Origin of the sequence: Actinopolyspora sp. BKK2 (genome assembly GCF_011291845.1) — a bacterium.
GTDB classification, from domain to species: domain Bacteria; phylum Actinomycetota; class Actinomycetes; order Mycobacteriales; family Pseudonocardiaceae; genus Actinopolyspora; species Actinopolyspora saharensis.
Window position 1 is genome coordinate 516311 of the sequence record NZ_JAANTE010000002.1, and the last position, 21203, is coordinate 537513.

23 protein-coding genes are annotated in these 21203 nt (G+C 70.2%); 9 read left to right on the plus strand and 14 right to left on the minus strand.

Annotated features, from left to right (window positions below):
* Positions 1 to 11: 11 nt before the first annotated feature.
* Positions 12 to 818: an IclR family transcriptional regulator gene (locus tag G9Q41_RS06245; protein WP_165631826.1), complete on the minus strand. Its 807-nt coding sequence runs from the start codon at positions 816 to 818 to the stop codon at positions 12 to 14.
* A gap of 333 nt (positions 819 to 1151) precedes the next feature.
* On the opposite strand from G9Q41_RS06245, the gene aceB reads away from it, so the two are divergent.
* A complete protein-coding gene (gene aceB / locus G9Q41_RS06250) occupies positions 1152 to 2753 on the plus strand; it encodes a malate synthase A (RefSeq protein ID WP_165631825.1) in 1602 nt (533 codons plus the stop codon).
* Positions 2754 to 3056: 303 nt separating this feature from the next.
* Positions 3057 to 4316, plus strand: coding sequence for an aldolase (locus tag G9Q41_RS06255; RefSeq protein WP_165631824.1), 1260 nt, complete (start codon positions 3057 to 3059; stop codon positions 4314 to 4316).
* Positions 4317 to 4454: 138 nt separating this feature from the next.
* Here G9Q41_RS06255 and G9Q41_RS06260 read toward each other — a convergent pair whose 3' ends face one another.
* Together G9Q41_RS06260 and G9Q41_RS06265 are read right to left on the minus strand one after the other, a co-directional pair.
* Positions 4455 to 4646, minus strand: a complete 192-nt coding sequence (locus G9Q41_RS06260) for a DUF397 domain-containing protein (protein ID WP_165631823.1) — start codon at positions 4644 to 4646, stop codon at positions 4455 to 4457.
* Positions 4643 to 5530: a helix-turn-helix transcriptional regulator gene (locus G9Q41_RS06265; protein ID WP_347568687.1), complete on the minus strand. Its 888-nt coding sequence runs from the start codon at positions 5528 to 5530 to the stop codon at positions 4643 to 4645. Before G9Q41_RS06265 ends, G9Q41_RS06260 begins: the two co-directional genes overlap by 4 nt.
* A gap of 87 nt (positions 5531 to 5617) precedes the next feature.
* Here G9Q41_RS06265 and G9Q41_RS06270 point away from each other — a divergent pair, with 87 nt between their 5' ends.
* The 3 genes from G9Q41_RS06270 to G9Q41_RS06280 are packed head-to-tail and all read left to right on the plus strand — an operon-like array spanning position 5618 to position 6470.
* A complete protein-coding gene (locus G9Q41_RS06270) occupies positions 5618 to 5833 on the plus strand; it encodes a hypothetical protein (RefSeq protein WP_092526113.1) in 216 nt (71 codons plus the stop codon).
* The gene (locus G9Q41_RS06275; RefSeq protein ID WP_092526116.1) at positions 5830 to 6081 is read left to right on the plus strand and encodes a hypothetical protein; all 252 of its coding nucleotides are present in this window, start codon (positions 5830 to 5832) and stop codon (positions 6079 to 6081) included. Before G9Q41_RS06270 ends, G9Q41_RS06275 begins: the two co-directional genes overlap by 4 nt.
* A complete protein-coding gene (locus G9Q41_RS06280; RefSeq protein WP_092526119.1) occupies positions 6078 to 6470 on the plus strand; it encodes a hypothetical protein in 393 nt (130 codons plus the stop codon). Before G9Q41_RS06275 ends, G9Q41_RS06280 begins: the two co-directional genes overlap by 4 nt.
* 110 nt (positions 6471 to 6580) lie before the next feature.
* On the opposite strand, the gene G9Q41_RS06285 is transcribed toward G9Q41_RS06280, so the two are convergent.
* The 11 genes from G9Q41_RS06285 to G9Q41_RS06335 form a co-directional block, all read right to left on the minus strand.
* Complete coding sequence (locus G9Q41_RS06285) at positions 6581 to 7312, minus strand: TIGR02206 family membrane protein (protein ID WP_165631822.1); 732 nt, start codon at positions 7310 to 7312, stop codon at positions 6581 to 6583.
* A 107-nt stretch (positions 7313 to 7419) separates the two neighbouring features.
* Positions 7420 to 8610 carry an erythromycin esterase family protein gene (locus tag G9Q41_RS06290; RefSeq protein WP_165631821.1) on the minus strand — a complete coding sequence of 397 codons (1191 nt, stop codon included), beginning with the start codon at positions 8608 to 8610 and terminating at the stop codon, positions 7420 to 7422.
* 96 nt (positions 8611 to 8706) lie between these two features.
* Positions 8707 to 9204, minus strand: a complete 498-nt coding sequence (locus tag G9Q41_RS06295) for a DUF3995 domain-containing protein (RefSeq protein WP_165631820.1) — start codon at positions 9202 to 9204, stop codon at positions 8707 to 8709.
* A gap of 168 nt (positions 9205 to 9372) precedes the next feature.
* Positions 9373 to 10092, minus strand: a complete 720-nt coding sequence (locus G9Q41_RS06300; RefSeq protein WP_165632102.1) for a D-Ala-D-Ala carboxypeptidase family metallohydrolase — start codon at positions 10090 to 10092, stop codon at positions 9373 to 9375.
* 102 nt (positions 10093 to 10194) lie between these two features.
* A complete protein-coding gene (locus G9Q41_RS06305) occupies positions 10195 to 11277 on the minus strand; it encodes an N-acetylmuramoyl-L-alanine amidase (protein WP_165631819.1) in 1083 nt (360 codons plus the stop codon).
* A gap of 300 nt (positions 11278 to 11577) precedes the next feature.
* Positions 11578 to 13077: a nucleobase:cation symporter-2 family protein gene (locus tag G9Q41_RS06310; RefSeq protein WP_242687139.1), complete on the minus strand. Its 1500-nt coding sequence runs from the start codon at positions 13075 to 13077 to the stop codon at positions 11578 to 11580.
* Positions 13078 to 13246: 169 nt separating this feature from the next.
* Positions 13247 to 14137: a factor-independent urate hydroxylase gene (gene pucL / locus G9Q41_RS06315; RefSeq protein ID WP_165631817.1), complete on the minus strand. Its 891-nt coding sequence runs from the start codon at positions 14135 to 14137 to the stop codon at positions 13247 to 13249.
* Between the two features lie 7 nt (positions 14138 to 14144).
* Positions 14145 to 14495 (minus strand): hydroxyisourate hydrolase, encoded by a 351-nt coding sequence (gene uraH, locus G9Q41_RS06320; RefSeq protein WP_092526139.1) that lies wholly within the window; start codon positions 14493 to 14495, stop codon positions 14145 to 14147.
* Positions 14492 to 15019: a 2-oxo-4-hydroxy-4-carboxy-5-ureidoimidazoline decarboxylase gene (gene uraD, locus G9Q41_RS06325; RefSeq protein ID WP_092526142.1), complete on the minus strand. Its 528-nt coding sequence runs from the start codon at positions 15017 to 15019 to the stop codon at positions 14492 to 14494. Before uraD ends, uraH begins: the two co-directional genes overlap by 4 nt.
* Before the next feature lie 243 nt (positions 15020 to 15262).
* Complete coding sequence (locus tag G9Q41_RS06330; RefSeq protein WP_092526145.1) at positions 15263 to 15619, minus strand: helix-turn-helix domain-containing protein; 357 nt, start codon at positions 15617 to 15619, stop codon at positions 15263 to 15265.
* Positions 15620 to 15629: 10 nt separating this feature from the next.
* On the minus strand, positions 15630 to 15884 hold the full coding sequence (locus G9Q41_RS06335) for a thiamine-binding protein (protein WP_092526147.1): 255 nt from the start codon (positions 15882 to 15884) through the stop codon (positions 15630 to 15632).
* A gap of 150 nt (positions 15885 to 16034) precedes the next feature.
* Here G9Q41_RS06335 and G9Q41_RS06340 point away from each other — a divergent pair, with 150 nt between their 5' ends.
* The 4 genes from G9Q41_RS06340 (at position 16035) to G9Q41_RS06355 (ending at position 21197) form a co-directional block, all read left to right on the plus strand.
* The gene (locus G9Q41_RS06340; RefSeq protein ID WP_092526150.1) at positions 16035 to 16829 is read left to right on the plus strand and encodes a TIM barrel protein; all 795 of its coding nucleotides are present in this window, start codon (positions 16035 to 16037) and stop codon (positions 16827 to 16829) included.
* 136 nt (positions 16830 to 16965) lie between these two features.
* Positions 16966 to 17922, plus strand: coding sequence for a 2-hydroxy-3-oxopropionate reductase (locus G9Q41_RS06345; RefSeq protein WP_347568688.1), 957 nt, complete (start codon positions 16966 to 16968; stop codon positions 17920 to 17922).
* A gap of 290 nt (positions 17923 to 18212) precedes the next feature.
* Positions 18213 to 19907, plus strand: coding sequence for a glyoxylate carboligase (gcl, locus tag G9Q41_RS06350; protein WP_165631816.1), 1695 nt, complete (start codon positions 18213 to 18215; stop codon positions 19905 to 19907).
* 165 nt (positions 19908 to 20072) lie between these two features.
* Positions 20073 to 21197, plus strand: coding sequence for a glycerate kinase (locus G9Q41_RS06355; RefSeq protein ID WP_165631815.1), 1125 nt, complete (start codon positions 20073 to 20075; stop codon positions 21195 to 21197).
* The last annotated feature ends 6 nt before the right edge of the window (positions 21198 to 21203 follow it).

Genomic DNA, 21203 nt, shown 5'->3' on the forward strand with positions numbered 1-21203 from the left:
GGGCGCCGTGCTCAGGTCGGCTCCCCCGCAGCGCTGAGCTCGTCGCCCAGTTCGGTGGCCAGCCTGCGCATCAGCGGGACCACGTCCTCGGCCGCGATCCGCTTCATCCGCGCCTCGGGGCCGCTGATGGAGATCGCCGCGGCCGTGGGCGCGTCGGGAATCGCCACCGCGTAGCAGCGCACCCCCACCTCCTGCTCGCCGTCGTCGAGGGCGTAGCCGAGCTCGCGGATGCGCTCGAGCTCCGCGCGCATCGCCTCGACGTCGGTGATGGTGCGCTCGGTCTGCGGGTGCATGCCGGTGCGGTTGAGCACCTGGACCGCGTTCTCCTCCGGCATGGTCGCCATCACGGCCTTGCCCACGGCCGTGGCGTGCGCGTCCACCCGCCTGCCCACCTCGGTGAACATCCGCATGGAGTGCCCCGAGGGCACCTGCGACACGTAGACGATCTGGGCCCCGTCGAGCACGGCCATGTTGGACGTCTCGCCGGTGGCCTCGGTCAGCTCGGCCAGGTAGGGGCGAGCCCAGGAACCGAGCGTGCGGCTGGCCGTCTCGCCGAGTCGGATCAGGTTCGGCCCCAGGGCGTACCTGCGGGAGGGCTGCTGGCGCGCGTACCCGGCGCGGACCAGGGTGCGCATGATCCGGTGAATGGTGGGCAGCGGCAGCGCGGAGGCCTCGGCGAGGTCGCTGAGGGTCGCCTCGCCTCCCGCGTCGGCCATGAGTTCCAGCAGTTCGAAGGTGCGTTCGACCGACTGAACGCCGCCCTGAGTGGGTTTGGCGCGATCGGTGCCGGTGCCGTTCGCGTCCTGTCCAGCCGCCATCCCAGTTTTCCTCTTCCCGTGTGGTGCTCGGCCTCGTCGGTGGCTCGGTTCCGCCCACCGTACGGCGATGAACCAGTGTAGCCGTCCGCCGTTCGGCGGAGGCCCCGCTGAGTGCTCGGTGACCGGTGCTCCGCGTGTTCCCGCCTCCCCGGGTGGTCCAGTTCACCTTGTCTGTGACGTTATGTGGAAACTAACCTCCACGATGCAAAAAACATAACGGGTGTACCGCCAGCCAGCAGCGAACTCGCTCCGAGGGGTGCGAGGGAGCCCTCGGCACGGCAAGCTGTGCCCCCGGCCACCGTCTGTAACCCGGCACCAGAAAGAGGTGGACTCATGTCCCGAACGACCCCGGCACAGGGCGTTGAGGTCCGCGGCGGTCCAGTGGAGCGCGGCGACGAGATCCTCACCCCGGAAGCGCTCGAGTTCGTCGCGCGGTTGCAGCGGTCCTTCGGCGCCAGGCGCGACGAGCTGCTCGCCCGCCGCCAGCAGCGTCGCGACGAGGCCGCCCGCACCGGCAAGCTCGAATTCCTCGAGGAGACCTGCCACATCCGCGAGTCCGACTGGCAGGTCGCCGAGGCCCCGCCCGCGCTGCGGGACCGCCGCGTGGAGATCACCGGCCCGACCGACCGCAAGATGGCGGTCAACGCGCTGAACTCCGGAGCCAAGGTCTGGCTGGCCGACCTGGAGGACGCCAACACCCCGCACTGGGAGAACGTCGTGTCCGGCCAGGTCAACCTGTACGACGCGATCCGCAAGCAGGTCGAGCTGAACTCGAACGGCAAGCAGTACAAGCTGCGCGACGACGTCGAGCACGCGGTTCCGCTGGTGCGTCCCCGCGGCTGGCACTTCGACGAGCGCCACATCCTCGTCGACGGCGAGCCCGTCGTCGGTGCGCTGGTCGACTTCGGGCTGTACTTCTTCCACAACGCGCAGGAGGGGCAGCGCCGCGGCACCGGGCCGTACTTCTACCTGCCCAAGATGGAGAGCCACCTCGAGGCCAGGCTCTGGAACGACGTGTTCGTGCAGGCCCAGCAGGACCTCGGCGTGCCGCAGGGCTCGGTGCGCGCCACGGTGCTGATCGAGACCATCCCCGCGGCCTTCGAGATGGAGGAGATCCTCTACGAGCTGCGCGAGCACAGCGCCGGGCTCAACGCTGGGCGCTGGGACTACCTGTTCAGCGTGATCAAGACCTTCCGCTCGGCGGGGTCGGACTTCGTGCTGCCCGACCGCAACAGCGTGACCATGACGGCCTCGTTCATGCGGGCCTACACCGAGCTGCTGGTGCGCACCTGCCACAAGCGCGGTGCCTTCGCGATCGGCGGCATGGCCGCGTTCATCCCGAACCGGCGCGACCCCGAGGTCACCGAACGGGCGCTGGCCAAGATCCACGACGACAAGCGCCGCGAGGCCAACGACGGCTTCGACGGCTCCTGGGTGGCCCACCCGGACACCGTGTCGGTGTGCAAGGAGGAGTTCGACGCGGTGCTGGGGGACGAGCCCAATCAGCTCGACCGCGACCGCGCGGACGTCTCCGTGTCCGCGGCCGACCTGCTCAACACCGCCGAGACCCCCGGTGACAAGACCTTCGAGGGACTGCGCTCGGCCGTGGACGTCGGGGTGCGCTACATCGCGTCCTGGCTCGGCGGCAACGGTGCGGCCGGCATCCACAACATGATGGAGGACGCCGCCACCGCCGAGATCTCGCGTTCGCAGATCTGGCAGTGGCTGCACAACGACATCGTGCTCAACGACGGCAGGCAGGTCACCAAGGACCTGGTGCGTCAGGTGCTGGCCGACACGGAGAAGCAGCTGCGGGACGAGGAGGGCTTCCCGAGCGAGAACCTCGACCGGGCCGTGGAGCTGTTCGAGCGGGTGGCGGTGGCCGACGAGTTCGTCGACTTCCTGACGCTGCCCGCCTACGAGCAGATCGACTGAACCGAGCGCTGCGGTGGCCGTCCCCGGGCTCCGGCGGCCACCGAGCGCGCCCGTCAGCGCCGGGCCGGAAGAACTCGCCCCGGAACTCCCCCGAACAGGGGATCCGTTCGACGCGAGCGCTTCAGCCCAGGCAGGACGAGGAGCTCCGGTGCGTGAGTCGGATGCATTGCAAGGCGGGAGGGCACGTGGCGTAGGTCGCTACTCGAGGTGCCCTCCAACGCAGCAAGGCGCCGACTCACGTGACGGCTACCCGAGCACGCACGCAGAGCTCCGCTGTGGGGCCAAGAATTCGGAGGAGGACAAGTGCCCAGAACCTCGTTGAACCAGTCCGATGTGGACGCGCGGCTGGCTCCGCTGGCCGATGTGGATGCCCGGGTCGCGGCCAGGTTCCGCAGGACCGCAGCGACGCGCCAACCGGTGCACACCTGCTACGTCCCGGCGGGCCGGGTCGACGCCGACGTCCTGCGGAACTGGGGAGACGGGGCCCTGGCCGCGCTCGACGAGCACGCTCCCGCTCCGGAGGAGTTCGCCGCGATCCTCGAACTGCCGCCCGAGCGCGCCGCCGAGGTGCTGCCGCGGGTGCGGGCCAAGCTCCACGACTCGCCGGTCGAGGACCTGCGGATCGACTTCGAGGACGGCTACGGCGCGCCCGGCGACGAGGCGGAGGACGCAGACGCCGAGCGCACCGCGGGGGTGGTCGCCGAGTGGTTGAAGCGCGGAACCGCCCCCGGCAACTTCGGGCTGCGCGTGAAGTCCTTCGACGATCCCGAGCTGCGTGCCCGCTCGGTGCGCACGCTGGACGTCTTCCTCACCGAGCTGATCGACCGCCACGGCGGGTTGCCGGAGGGGGTCCTGCTGACCTTCCCGAAGGTCGTCGACGTGCGCCAGGTGGAGGCGTTCGTCGGGGTCCTCGGGATGCTGGAGCGGAGCCTCGGGCTCGCCGCGGGGGCGCTGCGCTTCGAGATCCAGGTGGAGACGACGCAGTCCATAGTGGACACGGAGGGCAGGTTGGCGCTGCCGAAGTTCATCGGTGCGGGCGAGGACAGGATCAGCGGGCTGCACTTCGGGACCTACGACTACACGGCCGGGTGCGGGCTCACGGCCGCCCACCAGCACCTGGCGCACCGGGCCTGCGACTTCGCCAGGCACGTGATGCAGGTTTCGGCGGCGGGGACGGGGATCTTCCTGTCCGACGGGTCCACCAACGTCCTGCCGGTGGGCGACGCCGAGCAGGTGCGGCACGGCTGGCGGACCCACTACGGGCTGGTGCGGCGCTCGCTGGAGCACGGCTTCTACCAGGGGTGGGACCTGCACCCGGCGCAGCTGGTGACGCGCTACGCGGCCGTGTTCGCCGAGTTCCGGGACTCGGCCGATTCCGCGGCGGCCCGGCTGGCGGCCTACTTCTCGGCCGCCGAGGGAGCGGTGCTGGACGAGCCCGCCACCGCGCGGGCGCTGGCCGCGTCCTTCGTGCGGGCGCTGGACAACGGCGCCACCGACGCGGCGGAGGCCGCCCGGATGACCGGTGCTTCCGAGTCCGAGCTGCGGCAGCTCGGTCGGGTGTAGCTCTCCCGGTTCGCCGCCGCGCCCGGGGCGGAGGTTCGGCGGGGACGGACGGCGCCTCCGGAGTTTTCGTGGTTCTGCCGGAGGCGCCTCGTCCGTGCTCGCCGCGTTCCGGCCATGGTTGGCTGGGGCCGGGTCGGTTCAGCCGAAGCGCTCGGCCTTGACGGCGGTGATGAACGCCGCCCACTGCTGCGCTGTGGTGGTGAGGTGGCCCGCCGCGCGGTTCTTGGTGTCCCGGACGGCAGCGCCGTCGGATAACCGTCCTACTTCGACGCAATCCGTTTCGCGGGACGAGTAGCTCGCTTTGCGCCATCCTTCGACACGTGTCGTCATGCGGTCTCCTCCTCCAGTTGCTCAAGCCGGGAAGTGATGAACTCGATCGTCTCCTGCTCGGTCATCGCTGCCTGCCGGAGGCTACCTACGGCCCCCGCGTAACTGGAGATAGCTCCGGGAGATGAGAGGAACACCCCGGAACCGAGCGTCTCCAGGTGCACGATCGGTGCCGCGTCGCCGAATTCGAAGTGGATGAAGTGACCGCTGTGCAGGGGAGTCCAGCCCGATTCCTTGGACAGCGCCCGGATCGAGACGTTCGGCAGCTCGGACATCTTGATCAGGTGACGCAGCTGGTCGGCATGGGCCGCCGGATCGCACACCGAGTCACGCAGGACGTGTTCCAGGATGAACGCTTCGAAGACCGGTGCTTGCACTTTGGTGAGCACATCGCGTCGAGCGGCGCGCATTCCGACCTTGGCCTCACGTTCGCCCACCGGTAGCCCGGCCATGATCGCCCGCGCGTAGTCGGCTGTTTGAAGGATGCCGGGGATCAGCAGGGGAGCGCCCTGGATCATGTGGGTAGCCGTGCGTTCGTACTCGATCAGCGTCACCAGTTCTTCCCTGACTCCGGGGATACCGGGGCGCAGCCAGTCCGGCTGGTCCGCCTCGCGCGCCATGTCGACGAGACGTTCGCGTTCGCCGCTGGAAATCTCCAGCGCTGCCAGGATGCTGGTCACGTCATCGACGCTGATCGAACGGCTGCCGGATTCTGTTCTGGTTACCCAGCCGTGTGATGTTCCGATCCTGCGAGCCAGTTCGCGGACGCCAACGTCGGTGTCTTGACGAACTTTACGCAGTTCAGCGGCCAATGAACGCGCTTTCGGGCTGCTCGGTTTGGATCGGTTCATGAACCAACCGTAGCCGATGGCGGCTGCGGAGATCATCACTCGAACGTGCGATTGCACGGATGTAACTCAATCCAGCACTCTGGATTGAGATACAGCGATACAGCACTGCGAGGAGGTCGCGTCATGTCGTCGAGATCCAGAGACCTGTCGGGCCCGGGGGTGCGGGTGCCCTGCCGGGACGAGTCCGGCCCGTCGGCGCTGTGGGTCTCCCGGGTGGGTGAGCGGATCCGGATTCGGACGCCGACGATCTACCACCGGACGTTGTGGACGGTGGAGCAGGCGCGCGAGCTGCGCGATGTGCTGGACGCGGCGCTGCGGGCCGGAGGTGAGGCGTCGTGACCACGCACGCGGGAAAGCTGGCGATCGTGCTGGCCCACGAGCAGTGGGAGCTTGAGCAGGCCTCCTACGACATCGCGGCGGGCAGGGCCACGGCCAAGGGGTGCGCCGAGACGGCCGGGGTGCTGGAACGCCTGGCCCGGGAGCTCCGCGACTACGCGGCGACGCTCTCGTTCGGCGGCGGTCAGCCGCCCACCACAGTGGACCCGGACGAGCCGGACGAGCCGGGCGGGCGAGGTGAGCCGGAATGAGCACGCATCCCGCGATGCTGCTGAGCACGGTGGTGCTGCTGGCGGGAACGGCGATCGTGCTCGGTACCTGGGGAAACCGCGTCAGCTACCGACCGCGTCACGCGTGCGGCAGCGGGGGCGCGGCTCGCCGCCTGGCAGCGCTCCAGCCGGAATCGCTCCTCCGCCCCGAGCAGCCCACCACCGAGCTCATCCGCTGGCCGCCGCACGACCCCGATCGGCACCCGCATCTGTTCGGACTCGATCCACCGCGTGCCGGAACCCCGCAGGAGCCGCGGGAACCGGTAGTTCCGGACCCGGCGGCGAACCGGGGCGGCGCCGACCACGGTCCCGATCACCCGGAGCTGGTGCTCATGCGCCGCGTTCTCGACGGGCTCCACCGCCTCCGTTGACCACGAGCGCGGGTTCCCCGGCCTTCCCGCCCCCGTTGTCGCGGTCCGCACGTGTTCTCGGGCCACCCCCGGAACCGCCGAGGCACCGGGGCCGTCACCCCGGGCTCGTTTCACCGCCACCGCTGCGTCAGCGCACCACCGCCGGCGGCGGTGCTTCGCGCGGTCCGCGTCCACGGCCAGGTGATGAGGGCCCACGCGGCGAGTCCAACGGCGAGCTCGACCCCGAGATACCACGGCCAGGGGCCGAGGAGGTCCAGCAGTGAGGGGTTGGCCGGTTTGGCGTTGAGGAAGCCGTAATTGGTGCCGGCCAACGTGTTGAACCCCAGGATCACCAGCACCCACGCGACGGTGGCCGAGGCGGTCGTGGCGTAGCTGCGCCAGTCCGGCCGTATCCCCAGCCCCCAGGTCAGATAAATGGCCGCCCAGAGCACCAGGGTGTGCTGCACCCAGAAGTCGAGGAAATCGACATGCGGGAAACCGGGGGAGTCCAAGGCGGGGGTGAGCATGGCTTGGGTGTTCAGCGTGAGGCCCCAGTAGTACGTCAGCGAACAGGCCCATCGCCGGCGGGACCACAGGGCGTACACGGCCACGATCCAGGCCAGATCCGACAGGTGCAGCGGCAGCGAGTCGCCGATGTTCCACTGCGAGGGCAGCAGTCGGTAGACCTGCATGGCGAGTGCGAACACCCCGAGAACGCAGGCGAACCCGCGTGCGAACGCCACACCACCGCTCCGGCGTCCCCACCAGACCAGCAGCAGCGCCCCCACGAGAACCACGCCCAGGATCGTCCAGTGGGAAGGGCCGTACGGTGCGAACGTGTTGCCTGCCGGCAGCGGGTTCACGTTCGACACCCTAGTAGGAGTTCGGCGGATGGGTTCGTTCGACGGCTCCGGTCTCCCCCGGTCGAGTGGCCCCAAGCGCGGGTTCCCGGGCCGGCGCTGCCGCGTCGTCAGGGGAGGTCCGCGGCCCCTCGGGCGGGGTGGACGGCGTGCACGTGGCAGACGGCGTCGAAGGCCTCGCGCGGGGCGGTGTCCAGCAGCACGGTGTGGTGCGGGGTCTGCGCCCGGAGGGCGGTGGTGCCCGCGAGGGTCTCCTCCGGCAGGCGGCGCAGGTCGACCAGGTGCGCCCGGTGCCCGGCCGCGTCGAGCGCGGCCTCCAGGGTGTGCCCCTCCGGAGGCGGGGGCTGCTCTCCCGCCGCGAAGTAACGCCCTTCGGGGGGCGCCTCCGGAGCGAGGTCCGGCACGCGCCCGGAGGCGTGCGTACCGCCGATGACGACCAGGTCCTCGCCCAGCGCGGGGGCCAGCAGGCCGCCGACCGTGGTGGTGCCGTCGAAGGAGAGCGCGCGTTGCAGGTGGACGTTGTGCCCCGCCACCAGGACGCGCTGCTCGTGCTCGAGGATCCGCTCCAGGTTCTCGGCCATCACCTCGTTGCGCAGGTTTCGGTCCGCACCGGGGTAGAGCCCGCGCTCCAGGAACTCCACGACCCGCGCCGCGCCACGGGCGCACTGCGCGGCCACGACGTCTCCCACCGCCGTGGCGCGCCCGATCAGTCCGTCGATCGACTCCGCCAGGCCCGCGGGCACGCTCGGTGCCCCGGAAGCGTCCGGGGCGGGAGCAGACTTGCCGGAGGGGGCCAGGTGGGCCGCCAGCAGCAGTTCGCGGTCCCCGGGCTCGGCGGGCAGCCGGTCCAGGCACGCCGCGACCCCGGGGCCGGGCGAAGCGCACCACCCGGGAACGTCCATGCCGTGGAAGCCCACCTGCTGCTCGTGCTCGACGTTCCACCGCCGCATCCAGCTCAGCTGCTCGTGCATCTCGACGCAGCGACCGAACTCGTAGGTGATGCCCTCGCGGGCGACGTCGGCGAGCTCACCCGGCCCGCCCCGGACCCACCGGTCCACCGCGATCCCCTCGGGAAATCCGGACTCGAGCACCAGTGCCGAGAACCCCATCCGCCGCACCAGGAACCGCAGCACCCGGTCCCGGATCCGGTTGAACTCGGCGGTGAAGTGCGCGCTCTCGCCCAGGAAGACGACCCTGGCCCGCCCGACCACCTCGCGCAGCACTTCCAGGTCGGCGTCGTCGGAAGCGGGATCGAGACTCCGCAGTGGATTGGTGATCTCCGCGATCGAGTCCGTCGGCATGGGCGTCCGCTCCGGATCGTCGGTGCTGCCGGTCGACGCGGATTCTACGGAAAGTCGGGCCCTACGCCCCCGGACGACGGGCACCCGGAGCGCCCTTCAGAACATGCGCCACCCGGATCCGGCCTCCCCGGTTTCGCGCGGCTGGCCGGAGCGCAGCGCCGCCGCGAGCAGCAGCGCTCCGCCCAGCACCCAGAAGGGATCCCAGAGCAGCACGTAGTACCAGTACCAGCTGCTGACCCCGCCCGCGACCGGTACGACCCCGGCCAGCACCAGGCCGTTGCCCACCAGGCCGAACACGCCGTACAGCGCGCACACCACCCCGGAGGCCCACAGCGCCAGCGCCAGCAGACCGCGCACCGCGCGCCGCCGCCACTCGCGGGCGGCCAGCCAGGCGACGAGGCCGAGGCCGGCCTTGAGCGCGGCGGCGCCGATGTTGACCAGTGTGAACAGCGGTGTCGGATCGGGGGTTTCCAGCGGGTGCAGGCCGGTCTCCCCGCCGAGTGCCCAGAACACGCTCAGCGCGGCGAACAGCAGGGCCCACGCCAGAGCCAGGTGGTGCGGCAGGTGCCCGTCGTGCCGCGCGGTGCTCTTCACGAGAACTGACACTATCGACGATCCGGGGCGGTGACGACCGCGCCGCCCGGTGCGGCACGGTCGTTTCGAGGCGCTTCGCGGCCACCCGCTGCCGGGATTCCCGCGGCGACAGCCCGCGAGAGGTTCGGCCAAGCGACCGCTCCGGTCAACCCGAACGGCGAACCTCGGTCAGAAGCAGTCGGGTGCGTTCCAGTACCGCCCCGAACGGGTGGCCAGGTGGGTGTGGTCGTTGTGCCCGGAGGCTCCGGGGCCGATGATGCCGTTGAAGCCGGAACTCCTGGCCGCGCGGGCCAGGTCGCACAGCGAGTGAGCACCGGTCAGGTCGACGCCGCTTCCGTAGGTGTGCTTGCTGTTCGGGGCTCCGCCCACGGCGTCGTTGTGCGCGACGCTGCGGAAGCCGGAGCTGACGTAGAGCGGGCTGTCGCCGAGCTTGTGCCGCATCGCCTCCAGCTTCCACATGTTGCGCAGCACGTTGGTGCGCACGTTGGAGGCACTGGTGTTGCCTCCGGAGAAGCCGCTGCCGTCACCGGAGGTGAACTCGGAGAACGCGAAGTGCGCCGGGGTGCAGTCACCGTCCTGCAGGGCGTAGATCTGCCCGTAGGTCTCCGAGCCAGCGACCCCGTCGACCGAGAGGCCGTAGCCGCGCTGGAACCGCTCCACCGCGTTCGCGGTCTCCGGACCGTAGACCCCGTCGATGTTGACCGGGTCTCCGGAGGCGGCCCAGCCCGCCACGCGGACCTGCAGCTCGCGCACGTCGCTTCCGCTGTCACCCCGGGACAGGGTCTGCCCCCAGGTGTAGCAGGAGTCGGCCGCGGCGGGTGCCGGCTCGACCAGGCCGGCCCCACTGGCCAGGCCGAGGCTCAGCGCGAACGCGCCGAGCAGGCTCATCGCGCCACGTGCTGTTCGTCTCGATCCCACGGATACCTCCACGATCGGGTTGGTTCGGTTCGCGAGTCCACTGCGGTGGCGGACCCGCGGCTTCGGCGGGACTCAGCGGAGCAACGCCCGCCAGGTGCGGACCCGGACGACTCCGTCGGTAGTGATCCCGCGGTCGGCCTGGAACGAGCGCACCGCCGTCGCGGTGTTCGGCCCGAAGATCCCGTCCACCGCCGTGCCGAGCCGGTGCTGCACCGCCCGCACGGCCGGACCGCGATCACCGCTGCCGCGTTCCCGGACGGCCTGGTTCCAGGTCTGGTTCCCCGCCAGACCGTCCACGACGGCACCGGTGGAGCGCTGGAAGTCGCCCACCGCGCTCTCGGTGGCGGGGCCGTACACCCCGTCGGCGGCCAGGGAGGCTCCGTGCTCGCTGAGCAGGTACTGCAGCACGCGTACCGGATCGCCCGCGTCCCCGGAGCGCAGCAGTGGCCAGCTCACGCCGGTCGGGTCCCCGCCGACCTCGGCCGCCACGTCCGAGCGCAACCGCCCCAGCAGGGCGTGGAGCCGATCACCGGGGCAGTCGGTGGCGTTGAAGTCCCGGTGACCGTAGATCTCGTGGGGCGCGATGTCGTACCGGCGGCAAAGCCGCGCGCACAGCTCGACCAACCTCGTGTACTGCGCGTCCCTCGGGTCGAGCTCGTCGTAGGTGCCCTCGTTCTCGATGCCGACGGCCAGTCGGTTCTGCCCGGCGGTGTGCGCCCCGACCACGTGCCGCGAGCCGTCCCGCACCGCCGCGAGGCTGTGGTGCCTGCCCTCCGTCGCGTACCCGCCGCGGCTGATCGCGAAGTGCTGCCCGGTGTCGATCCAGCCGTTGACGTCCATGTGGTGGTCCTGGACGGACCGTGCCAGGGCGAAGGCGTGCGCCCGGGAGTAGTCGGTGCCGTTGGGGGTGGCGGTGTGGTGGACGACGATCTTGGACGGGGCGTGGTCGAGCACGTCGATCGTCGCTCTCGGATCCCTGGCACCCCAGGTCGCGGTGTCCGCGATCGCCGAGTCGCGCGGCACCGCGGCCGCGGTGGCCGTTCGCCGGTCGAGGAGCAGCAGTCCGGCGCCGCCTCCGAGGGCGGCACCGAGCAGGCTCCGCCTGCTCGGGTCGGTCGTTGAACGTGGCGCTGATTCACGGGACGGATCCGACATGCGTCTCTTTCGCGCTCTGGCACCGGCGGCTGGATCCGGAAGCGGTTTTCCGGGAAGTCGCGCGGTCCAGCCAGGTCGGGAGTGGATGATTTTCAGCTCGGCGGCCGACGGAAGCGGATTCTTCCCGGAATCGAATGGGACGAACAAGTGAGTGTCCGAAAGTGGTCCGATTTTTCGGGCGCCCGGCCGAGCGCTCTCGGTCGTTCGGTCCCGGAGGAGTGGTCCGGAGGGGCGAGCGCCCGCGCGAGGCGGGCCCGGTCGCACTCGATCGGGCCCGCGGGGGGAAGTGCTCCGCCCGCGCTACAGGGGGCGCTCGCTCGGTTCGGTTTCGCCGTGCGCCTCGCCGGAGCGGGGCAGGGGCAGGGACTCCGCTCGGGCGCCCTCCGCCTCCTCCGCCTCGGAAGCGGTGTCCGGGGATTCCTCCGCGGAGGACGGTTCCTGCTCCGCTCCCGCGGACCGGGCGCCGTTGAACAGCAGGTTCAGCGCCAGCGCCACCAGGCAGCCGGTGCTGATGCCGGAGTCCAGCACGGTGCGCAGCGCGGCGGGGAAGTGCTCGTAGAAGTCGGGGGAGACGATCGGGATCATGCCGATGCCGAGGGAACCGGCCACAACCAGGGAGTTGAGCGAGTTGCCCAGGTCGGCCTTGCCCAGGGTCTTCATCCCGCTGGCAGCCACGGAGCCGAACAGCACCAGCGCGGCCCCGCCCAGCACGGGCTTGGGCACCAGGGAGACCACGCCGCCCACGATCGGGAAGAGCCCCATCACGATCAGCACCCCGCCGGCAGCTGCCACGACGAAGCGGCTCTTGACCCTGGTCAGCGCGACCAGACCGATGTTCTGCGCGAACGCGCTGCAGGTGAAACCGCCGAACACCGCGCTGAGCGCGCTGCCCGCGCCGTCGGCGCGCAGCCCGGCCGCGATGGTCCGCTCGCCTGCGGGGCGCTCGACGATCTCGCCCAGCGCGATCATGTCGGCGGTGCTTTCCATCATGGCCACCAGCATCACGATGCAGATGGATATGGTCGCCGAGAGGTTGAACGAGGGGGCCGCCATCTCGAACGGCATCGGCACGTCGAAGACGGGGGCGCTGGCGAAGGTGCTGGTGTCCACCGCGCCGAGGGGCCAGGCCACGAGGGTTCCGATGATCAGGCCGATCAGCAGCGCGACTCGGTTCAAAAAGCCCGTCAGCACCCGGTTCAGCACCAGCACCAGCAGGAAGGTTCCCGCTCCGAGGCCGATGCGCAGCGGTGAGGCGAAGTCGGGGGCCTCGGAGTCCTCACCCGCTATCCAGCCGATGGCGACGGGGAACAGCGACAACCCGATCAGCGTGATCACGGTTCCGTTGACCAGCGGCGGGAAGAACCGCACGAGCCGGGAGAAGTAGGGTGCGGCCAGGAAGGCGAGCACACCGGCCACCAGCACGGATCCGTACACGATGGACAGGGCGTTCTGCTGGTCGTGCTGGGCGACGATGGCCAGGATCGGTGCGACGGAGCCGAAGGTGACACCGTTGACGAAGGGCATCCTGGCGCCGACGCGCCACACCCCGACCGCCTGAAGCAGGGTGGCCAGCCCCGCGGTGAGCAGGCTCGCCCCGATCAACAGCGTCATGTCGAGCGGCCCGAGCTCCAGGGCCTGTCCGATGATGAGCGGGGGAGCCACCACCCCCGCGTACATCGCGGCGATGTGCTGCACACCGTAGGCGAGCAGCTTCCCCGGCGGCAGTACCTCGTCCACGGGGTGAACGTCGCTTCTTCCGCTTCTCGTGCCGCGATTTCGCCTGCTGATGAACAGGGGCATAATAGGTACTCCTGTGGCGGAGAAGGAATGAGATTTGCTAAATCAATTCTGCTTCCGGATCTCGGATCAGGTGTTGCTGCCGAGTGAAGTTTTTGTTTCCGGGAAAAGTGCCGGGAATGGCGGGTGACAACGGGGCCGCCGGTTCTCGTTCCGACGGCCCCGCGGGAAATCAGAATTCGGGGAGGCTGTACCAGGCCGCGGGGGCCGGATCAACGTCGTCGCGGGTCACAGTGCCCTCGATGAGGCCGTAGGGGCGGTCGGCCGCGAAGAACACTTCGTTGTCGTTCTCCATGCCGAATCGTTCGAGATCCATCAGGAAGTGGTGCTTGTTCGGCAGTGACATCCGGACTTCGGCGACCTCGGAACGCTTTTCCAGCACGGCCCTCCCCATTTCGTACAGGCTCTGCTGCAAAGCGTAGCTGTGGGTGGTGGCGAACGTTTCGAGCATGATCTCGCGGATCGCAGCGAAGCTCTTCGCCCAGTCCACGTCGGTGCCGAGGTAGCGCCAGCGCGCGGTCACGGCCGTGGCCAGGATCCGGTCCTCGGTCTCGGCGAGGGTGGTGAACCGGTCCTTGGGATATCCCCAGAACTCCGAACCCGTGGACTTGAGCACGACGAGGTCCTTGAGACCGGAGACGACGTGGGTCTCCGAGCCGTCGATGGTCACCGCGGTGGTGCGCTTCTCGTCGCTGGAGCGGGCGAAGGAGTGGTCGTGCCCGGCCCCGCCGACCGGGATGCGCTCCCAGGAGTACTCGTCGATGAGCACGCGCGCTCCGGTCACCGGCTGCTGCGTGTCGACGAAGTGGCGGCCGAGGCGCGTGGCGAAGTCCTCGATCTCGCCGACCGGCTGCTCCTTGGCGAGCCCGTAGACGGTGTTCTTCTGGGTGTCGGTCGGCAGCACCTTGGCGTTGTCACCGGTGTGGTGGGTGTCGTCGAAGTCGCCGCGCAGCGAGGTGCTTACGTTGAGGTCCTTGATGCTGTGCCTGCTGCTGCCCCTGTCGACGGTGACGATTCGGCACTCGGACTTTCCGTACTGGTTCGGGCCCATGACGATGCCCATGAGCTGATCAGCTCCCTCGGTATGTGGAATAGGCGAACGGGCTCAGCAACAGCGGCACGTGGTAGTGCTGCTCCGGGTCCGCTAGGTGGAAGGCGATCTGCACCTGCGGGTAGAAGGAGTCGACGTTCAGCCGTCGGAAGTAGTCGCCGGTCTCGAAGGTCAGCCGGTAGGTCCCCGCGTCCAGGCGGCTCGGTCCGAGCTGACCGACCCGGCCGTCGTCATCGGTCACGGCCTCGCCGACCCGGCTCCACCCGTTGTCGGTGGCCCGTTCCAGGGCGACGGCGATCCCCGCCGCGGGCAGCCCCCGGGAGGAGTCGAGGACGTGCGTCGTGACGGCGCTCCTGCTCGTTGCGCTCACGCTTCGATCACCCTCGCCAGTCGCAGTCGTGCGATCTTGCGCAGCTCGTCGGCGACGACGCGCATCTCGGTGGTCGGGTCGTTGTCCAGTCGGGAGCGCAGGATCTCCAGCAGTTCCGGCCCGCTGCGACCGCTGGCGCACACCAGGTACACGTGCCCGAAGCGGCGCTCGTACTCCTCGTTGGCCTCGGCGAGCTCCACGGCCAGCTTCGTGTCGTCGGCGTCGACCCCGGACTGCTCGCTGCGGGACCAGGACGCCGAGGTGCCCTTGCCCGTGGAGCGCTGCCCGATGCGCGGGTGAGCGGCCAGCGCCGCGTGGATCTCCTCCTCGGTGAGCTCGGCCGCGGCGCGGTCGGCGGCTTCGTAGAGTTCGTCGTCCGATCGGTAGGGGCGCCGGTCGGCGATCTCGTCGGCCCAGCGCTGGACGTCGAGGCAGGCCAGCAGCTGTTTGATCAGCTCCGGACGGGGAAGACCGTTCAGCTTGGCCAGCCCCGGATCGGCCTCGGTGGAAGATGGTGCTGACATTGGCAAAACCCCACGGTTCGCGTGGTCGTTCTCCTCGGGTTCACCTGGATGACCCCTCGGAGCGGTTGATGGGAAAAGCTAAGTCCGGCCCCGCAGAGGTGTCAACAGTTTGTTGAAATTTGCGGCTCGGAGGTTGTGCACTCGCACAACGGCCGCAGTGTGCCCCGGATCGACCTCGTTCGCAGCCGGACGCGTGAGGCGGGCGGCCCGCCGGGAACCGTGGGGGTGCGGCGCCCCTTTCGCTCAGGAGCGCTCGCGGTTGAGGTAGTTGTAGACGGTGAAGCGGCTGACGCCGAGGGCCTTGGCCACCGACTCGGCGGACTTGCGCAGCGCGAAGGCGCCGCGCTCCTCCAGCAGGCGGACCGCGCGCTGCTTGTCCGCGCGGGAGAGCTCGGACAGCTTCGCGCCGAGCTCGGACTCCACCTGGGCGATCAGCCTGTCCAGGGCGCTGGTGAGCTCCTCCCCGGGGAGTCGCACGGCCACGGCGGGGCTGCCCTCCCAGTAGAGCAGCACGTCACCGGGCTCGCGCTCCTCGACGGGAACGGTCGTGGCGCCGATGCGGCTGAGCAGGGGCTGAATCGCTGAAGTCAGCGGGTGCACGCGGATAACCTCAACTGTCCTCGGGAGTGTCGTCGACGCTGACCTGCATGGTGATCCGGTCCGCGCCCGCGTCGAGCGTCCGTTCGAGCACGTTCGACAGCGCGTCGAGCACCACTTCGCGTTCCCCGCTGATCGCGGTGCCCAGCGGCCCGAACTCGGGGTTCAGACCGGACTCGCGCAGCACGTCCCGCGCGACGGCGGCGTGGGTGGGCGGCTCGCCCTCGCCCTCGAACGGTTCCGTCGTGAACTCGGCCCTGAGGTTCATCGGACACCTGCCGCTTCCGGTTCGATTCCGCGTGCTCGTCCGTCACGGTAGCCCGTGACCGCGCTCGTGGTGTTGACCCTGTGGCGGACACTCATTAATCTATCGCTGTACGAAATAAAAATTTCACTTCGCGAAACCAAAGAGGTATGGATGCATCGGTTCCCGTACGCCGTCAACACCTCGATCCTGTTCACCGAACTGGACGTGTTCGCGCGTCCGGCCGCGGCGAAGGCGGCCGGGTTCGACGCGATCGAGTTCTGGTGGCCCTTCGGCGAGGCGGTGCCCACCGACGGTGAGGTGGACAAGTTCGTCCGCGCGGTCGACGAGGCCGGGGTCTCCCTGGTGGGGTTGAACTTCTTCGCCGGTGACATGCCCGCCGGAGACCGCGGTGTGCTCTCGCACCCGAAGCGCTCCACCGAGTTCCGGGACAACGTGGACGTGGCCGTGGGGATCGGGGCCCGGCTGGGCTGCACGGCGTTCAACGCCCTCTACGGCAACCGCATCGAGGGGATGCTGCCCGCCGACCAGGACGTGACCGCCGTGGAGAACCTCACCGCGGCCGCGCGGGCGGCCGCCCGGATCGACGGCACCGTGCTGATCGAACCGGTCAGCGGAACACCCAGCTACCCGCTCAAGACCGCCGCCGACGCGGTGACCGTCATCGACAGGGTGCGCGAAGCCGGCGACGTGCGGAACCTGCGGCTGCTGTTCGACCTCTACCACCTGATCACCAACGGCGACGACCCGAGCGCCGCCATCGACAGGTACGCGGACAGGATCGGGCACGTGCAGATCGCCGACGCCCCCGGCCGGAACGAACCCGGAACCGGTGAGGTGGACTTCGCCGGCCACTTCGCCGCGCTGGAGAAGGCAGGATACCGCGGGCACGTGGCCCTGGAGTACAAGCCGAGCAGGACCACCAACGACAGCTTCACCTGGATGTGAGGGGTAGGTCGGCGGTGCCGGTTGCTTGGCGGGTCGCTTGGCGGCGGTGCCGACTGCTCAGGCTCAAAGCGCCTGCGTTGATGTGAAGGCTCTGGTTGGGAGTTTCCGGCCGGGGCTCGGTGGCTCGGTTCGCCTGGTGGCTCAGCAGGGTCCGGCCGGTGAACACCCACGACAACGCGAACGAAGAAACCTCGACGAGAAGAAGGGACCTTCGATGACCAGGATCGGATTCATCGGACTCGGCATCATGGGCGGCCCGATGGCGGCCAACCTGGTTGCGGCCGGTTACGAGGTGACCGGCTACAACCGCAGCAGCGCCAAGGCCGAGAAGTTGGCCGCCGAAGGCGGAAAGGCGGCGGGCAGCATCGCGGAGGCCGTCTCCGGAGCCGACGTGATCGTGACGATGCTGCCGGACTCCCCCGACGTCGAGAGCGCAGTGCTCGGCGAGGACGGAGTGCTGGCCAACGCGCGGCAGGGCGCGCTGCTGATCGACTGCAGCACCATCCGCCCCGAGGTCTCCCGCGAGGTGGCCGAGCAGGCGGAGCGCCAGGGGGTGCGCGCGCTCGACGCCCCGGTCAGCGGTGGGGAGCAGGGCGCCATCGACGGTGCGCTGTCCATCATGGTCGGCGGTGACGCCGCTGCCTTCGCCGCGGCCGGGGAGGTGCTCGACGTCGTCGGCAGGACCGTGGTGCACGTCGGCCCCGCCGGATCGGGCCAGACCGTCAAGGCGGCCAACCAGCTGATCGTGGCGGGCAACATCGCCCTGGTGGCCGAGGCGCTGGTCTTCCTGGAGAAGCACGGAGTGGACACCGAGTCCGCCTTCCGGGTCCTCGGCGGTGGACTGGCGGGCAGCAAGGTGCTCGACGCCAAGAACGAGGGGATGCGCGAGCGCACCTTCGAACCGGGGTTCCGCATCGAGCTGCACCACAAGGACCTCGGGATCGTGCAGAGCGCCGCGCGCGAGGCCGGGGTCTCGGCTCCGCTGAGCGGTCTCCTCGCGCAGTTGATGGAGGCCGCCGTGGTGCAGGGCGACGGTTCGCTGGACCACTCCGGGCTGTTCAAGCAGCTGGCCAAGCTCAACGGAATGGAATGACCCGAGCGCCGCGGCGGATCTTCCGGGGCGCCCCCGGAACGTGAGTCCGGCGGGCGAGCGGGTGGCTCCGCGCCGCCAAGCACCAGGGCCACCCGTGCGCCGGAAACACCCGGACAGGCCGCCGCGGGCCGTCGCCCGCGGTCCAAACGGTGCGGTCACCGACCGCACCGGCGTTGTCGAGAAACAACCCGCACCGAGCGTTACCGCGGTGAGCTTCGCACCCGAGGGCGCGCGGAAGCAACAGCGCGCCCTCGAGTGCGGGCCCCGCTGCGAAAGAGGTCGGATCCAACATGCCCAAGGTTCCCGTCATGCAGGCCGTCGTCGATGTCCTCGAGTCCGAGGGGGTGGACATCGCGTTCGGCTGTCCCGGAGCGGCGATCCTGCCGCTGTACGCGGCCCTGGAACACCGCGACATCGAGCACCTGACCGTGCGCCACGAGGAGGGCGCGACCCACATGGCCGACGGCTGGGCGCGCACCAACGGCAAGGTCGGTGTGGCCGTAGGAACGTCCGGCCCGGCCGGAACGAACATGATCACCGGGCTCTACACCGCGCAGGCCGACTCGGTGCCGATGCTGTGCATCACCGGCCAGGCCGCCTCCGCCAAGCTGCACCAGGAGGCCTTCCAGGCCGTGGACATCGTCGACGTCGCCCGGCCGGTGACCAAGTGGTCGGTGCAGGTGAAGGAGGCCGCCCAGGCCCCGTGGATCTTCCGGGAGGCCTTCCGCGTCGCCCGTTCCGGACGGCAGGGGCCGGTGCTGGTGGATCTCCCGCTGGACGTCCAGCAGCAGGAGATCGAGTGGGACCCGAGCATCGACGCGCCGCTGCCGGTGCAGCGCGTCGAACCGTACCGGCCGCGCGTGGAACGCGCGCTGGACATGCTGCGCGCTGCCGAGCGCCCGCTGATCCTGGCCGGCGGGGGTGTGGTGCTCGGCCGGGCGCACGAGGAGCTGCGGGAGCTGGCCGAGCTGCTCGGAATCCCGGTCCAGGTCACGCTGATGGGCAAGGGCACCTTCCCCGAGGACCACGAGCTGTGGGCGGGCATGACCGGGATCCAGACCAGCCAGCGCTACGGCAACCGGTCCTTCCTGGAGTCCGATCTCGTGCTGGCGCTGGGCGCCCGCTTCGGGGACCGGCACACCGGGGCGCTGGACGTGTACCGGGGTGAGCGCCAGTTCATCCACGTCGACATCGAGCCGACCCAGCTGGGCAAGGTTTTCGAGCCCGATCTGGGGATCGTCTCCGACACCGGCCCCTTCCTGGACGCCCTGCTGGACGCGGCCAGGCGACGCGGCGCGCAGCCGCGGCACCGCTCGTGGGTGGAGCGGGTCAACGAGCTGAAGAGGACCGGCACCAGGCCGGACGACTACGACAGCGTCCCGATCAAGGCGCCCAGGGTGTTCAAGGAGATCAACGAGATCTTCGGGCCGGACACCTACTTCACCACCGCCATCGGGCTGTACCAGATCTGGTCCGGCCAGTTCCAGCGCACCTACCGGCCGCGGCACTACCAGGTCTGCGGTCAGGCCGGACCGCTCGGCTGGGAGGTGCCCGCCGCGATCGGGGTGAAGTCGGCCCGCCCGGAGGCCGAGGTGGTTTCCGTGGTCGGGGACTACTCGTTCCAGTTCCTCGTCGAGGAGCTGGCCGTGGCCGCGCAGTACGACGTCGGATTCGTGATCATCATGCTGAACAACGAGTACCTCGGACTGATCAGGATGGCCGAGCGGGGCTACGGGATGAACACCGAGGTCGACCTGCACTACGACGATCACGGCACGGACAACGTGAAGGTGATGGAGGCCTACGGGTGCTCCGGTCGGCGCGTGTACAAGCCGGGTGAGCTGGGCGAGGCCATCCAGTGGTCCCGCGAGGAGGCCGTGTCCACGAGCAGGCCGGTGCTGGTCGAGGTGATGATCGAGCGGGAGGCGGACACCGCCAACGGGGTGCGCATCGACGCCGTGAAGGAGCCGGAACCCCTCGACTGAGCGTCGCCTACGTCCCGCGTCCCGCGTGCGCCGCGGCGGGACGCCTCGACCGGGTTGTTCGTCCCAGCGGCGCGCAACCCCAGGGTGCCCCCTGCCGCGGTGCCGGGCTCAATGGCAGGGGGTGCCCGTCCCGTTGCCCCACCAGCCGAGGATGCGGAGCGTGTTGTGACTGGTCATGTTCTCGTCGCGCCGGACAAGTTCAAGGGCTCGCTCACGGCCCCCGAGGTGGCCGAGGCGGTCGCTTCCGGGGTGCGCGGCAGGGTCCCGGACGTGGAGGTGCGGTGCGTGCCCGTCGCCGACGGCGGGGACGGCACGGTGCGGGCCGCGCTGGCCACCGGGATGTTCGAGGGACTGCGGGTCCGGGTGACCGGGCCGACCGGAAGGCGCGTCCGCGCCGAGGCCGCGGTGAACGCGGACACCGCCGTGGTGGAACTGGCGGCCGCCTCCGGGCTCGAGCTGCTCACACCGGGGGAGTTCGACCCGCTGGCCGCTTCGAGCTTCGGCACCGGGGAGCTGATCAGGGCGGCGCTGGACCGCGGGGTGCGCACGATCGTGCTCGGGGTGGGCGGCAGCGCTTGCACCGACGGGGGAGCGGGCATGCTCGCCGCGCTGGGGGCGCGTTTCCGCGATGCGGCGGGGGAGCCGCTGCCCAGGGGTGGGGGCTCGCTCGGCCGATTGGCCGAAGTGGACCTGAGCGAGCTGGATTCCCGCCTGTCCGAGGTGGACCTGATACTGGCTTCCGATGTGGACAACCCGTTGTGCGGCGACGGTGGGGCGGCGCGGGTCTACGGTCCGCAGAAGGGGGCCGGTCCGGAGGAGGTGCGTGCGCTCGACGCGGCGCTGGAACGCTTCGCTGCCGTGGTGGACCGCGCCACCGGGCGCTCGCTCGCGGAGGCTGCCGGTGCGGGAGCTGCGGGCGGCGTCGGGTACGGGGCGATGGCGGTGCTGTCGGCGGTTTCCCGGCCCGGCAGCGACGTGGTGCTGGAGCTGGCGGGATTCGACCGGCACCTCGACGGGGCCGACCTGGTGGTCACCGGCGAGGGGGCCTTGGACGAGCAGACGCTGCGCGGCAAGGTGCCCGCTGCGGTGGCCTCCCGCGCGGTGGAGGGCGGGGTGCCGGCCGTGGCGGTGACCGGCAGGTGCTCGCTGTCGGCGCGCGAGCTGGGCGAGGGCGGGTTCTCGGCGGTGTACGCGCTCTCCCATGTGCAGCCGGACGCGCGGCGCTCGCTGCGCGAGGCCTCCGGGCTGTTGCGCGTCCTGGGCGAGCACCTGGCCGAGGACTGGCTCTAGCGGGAC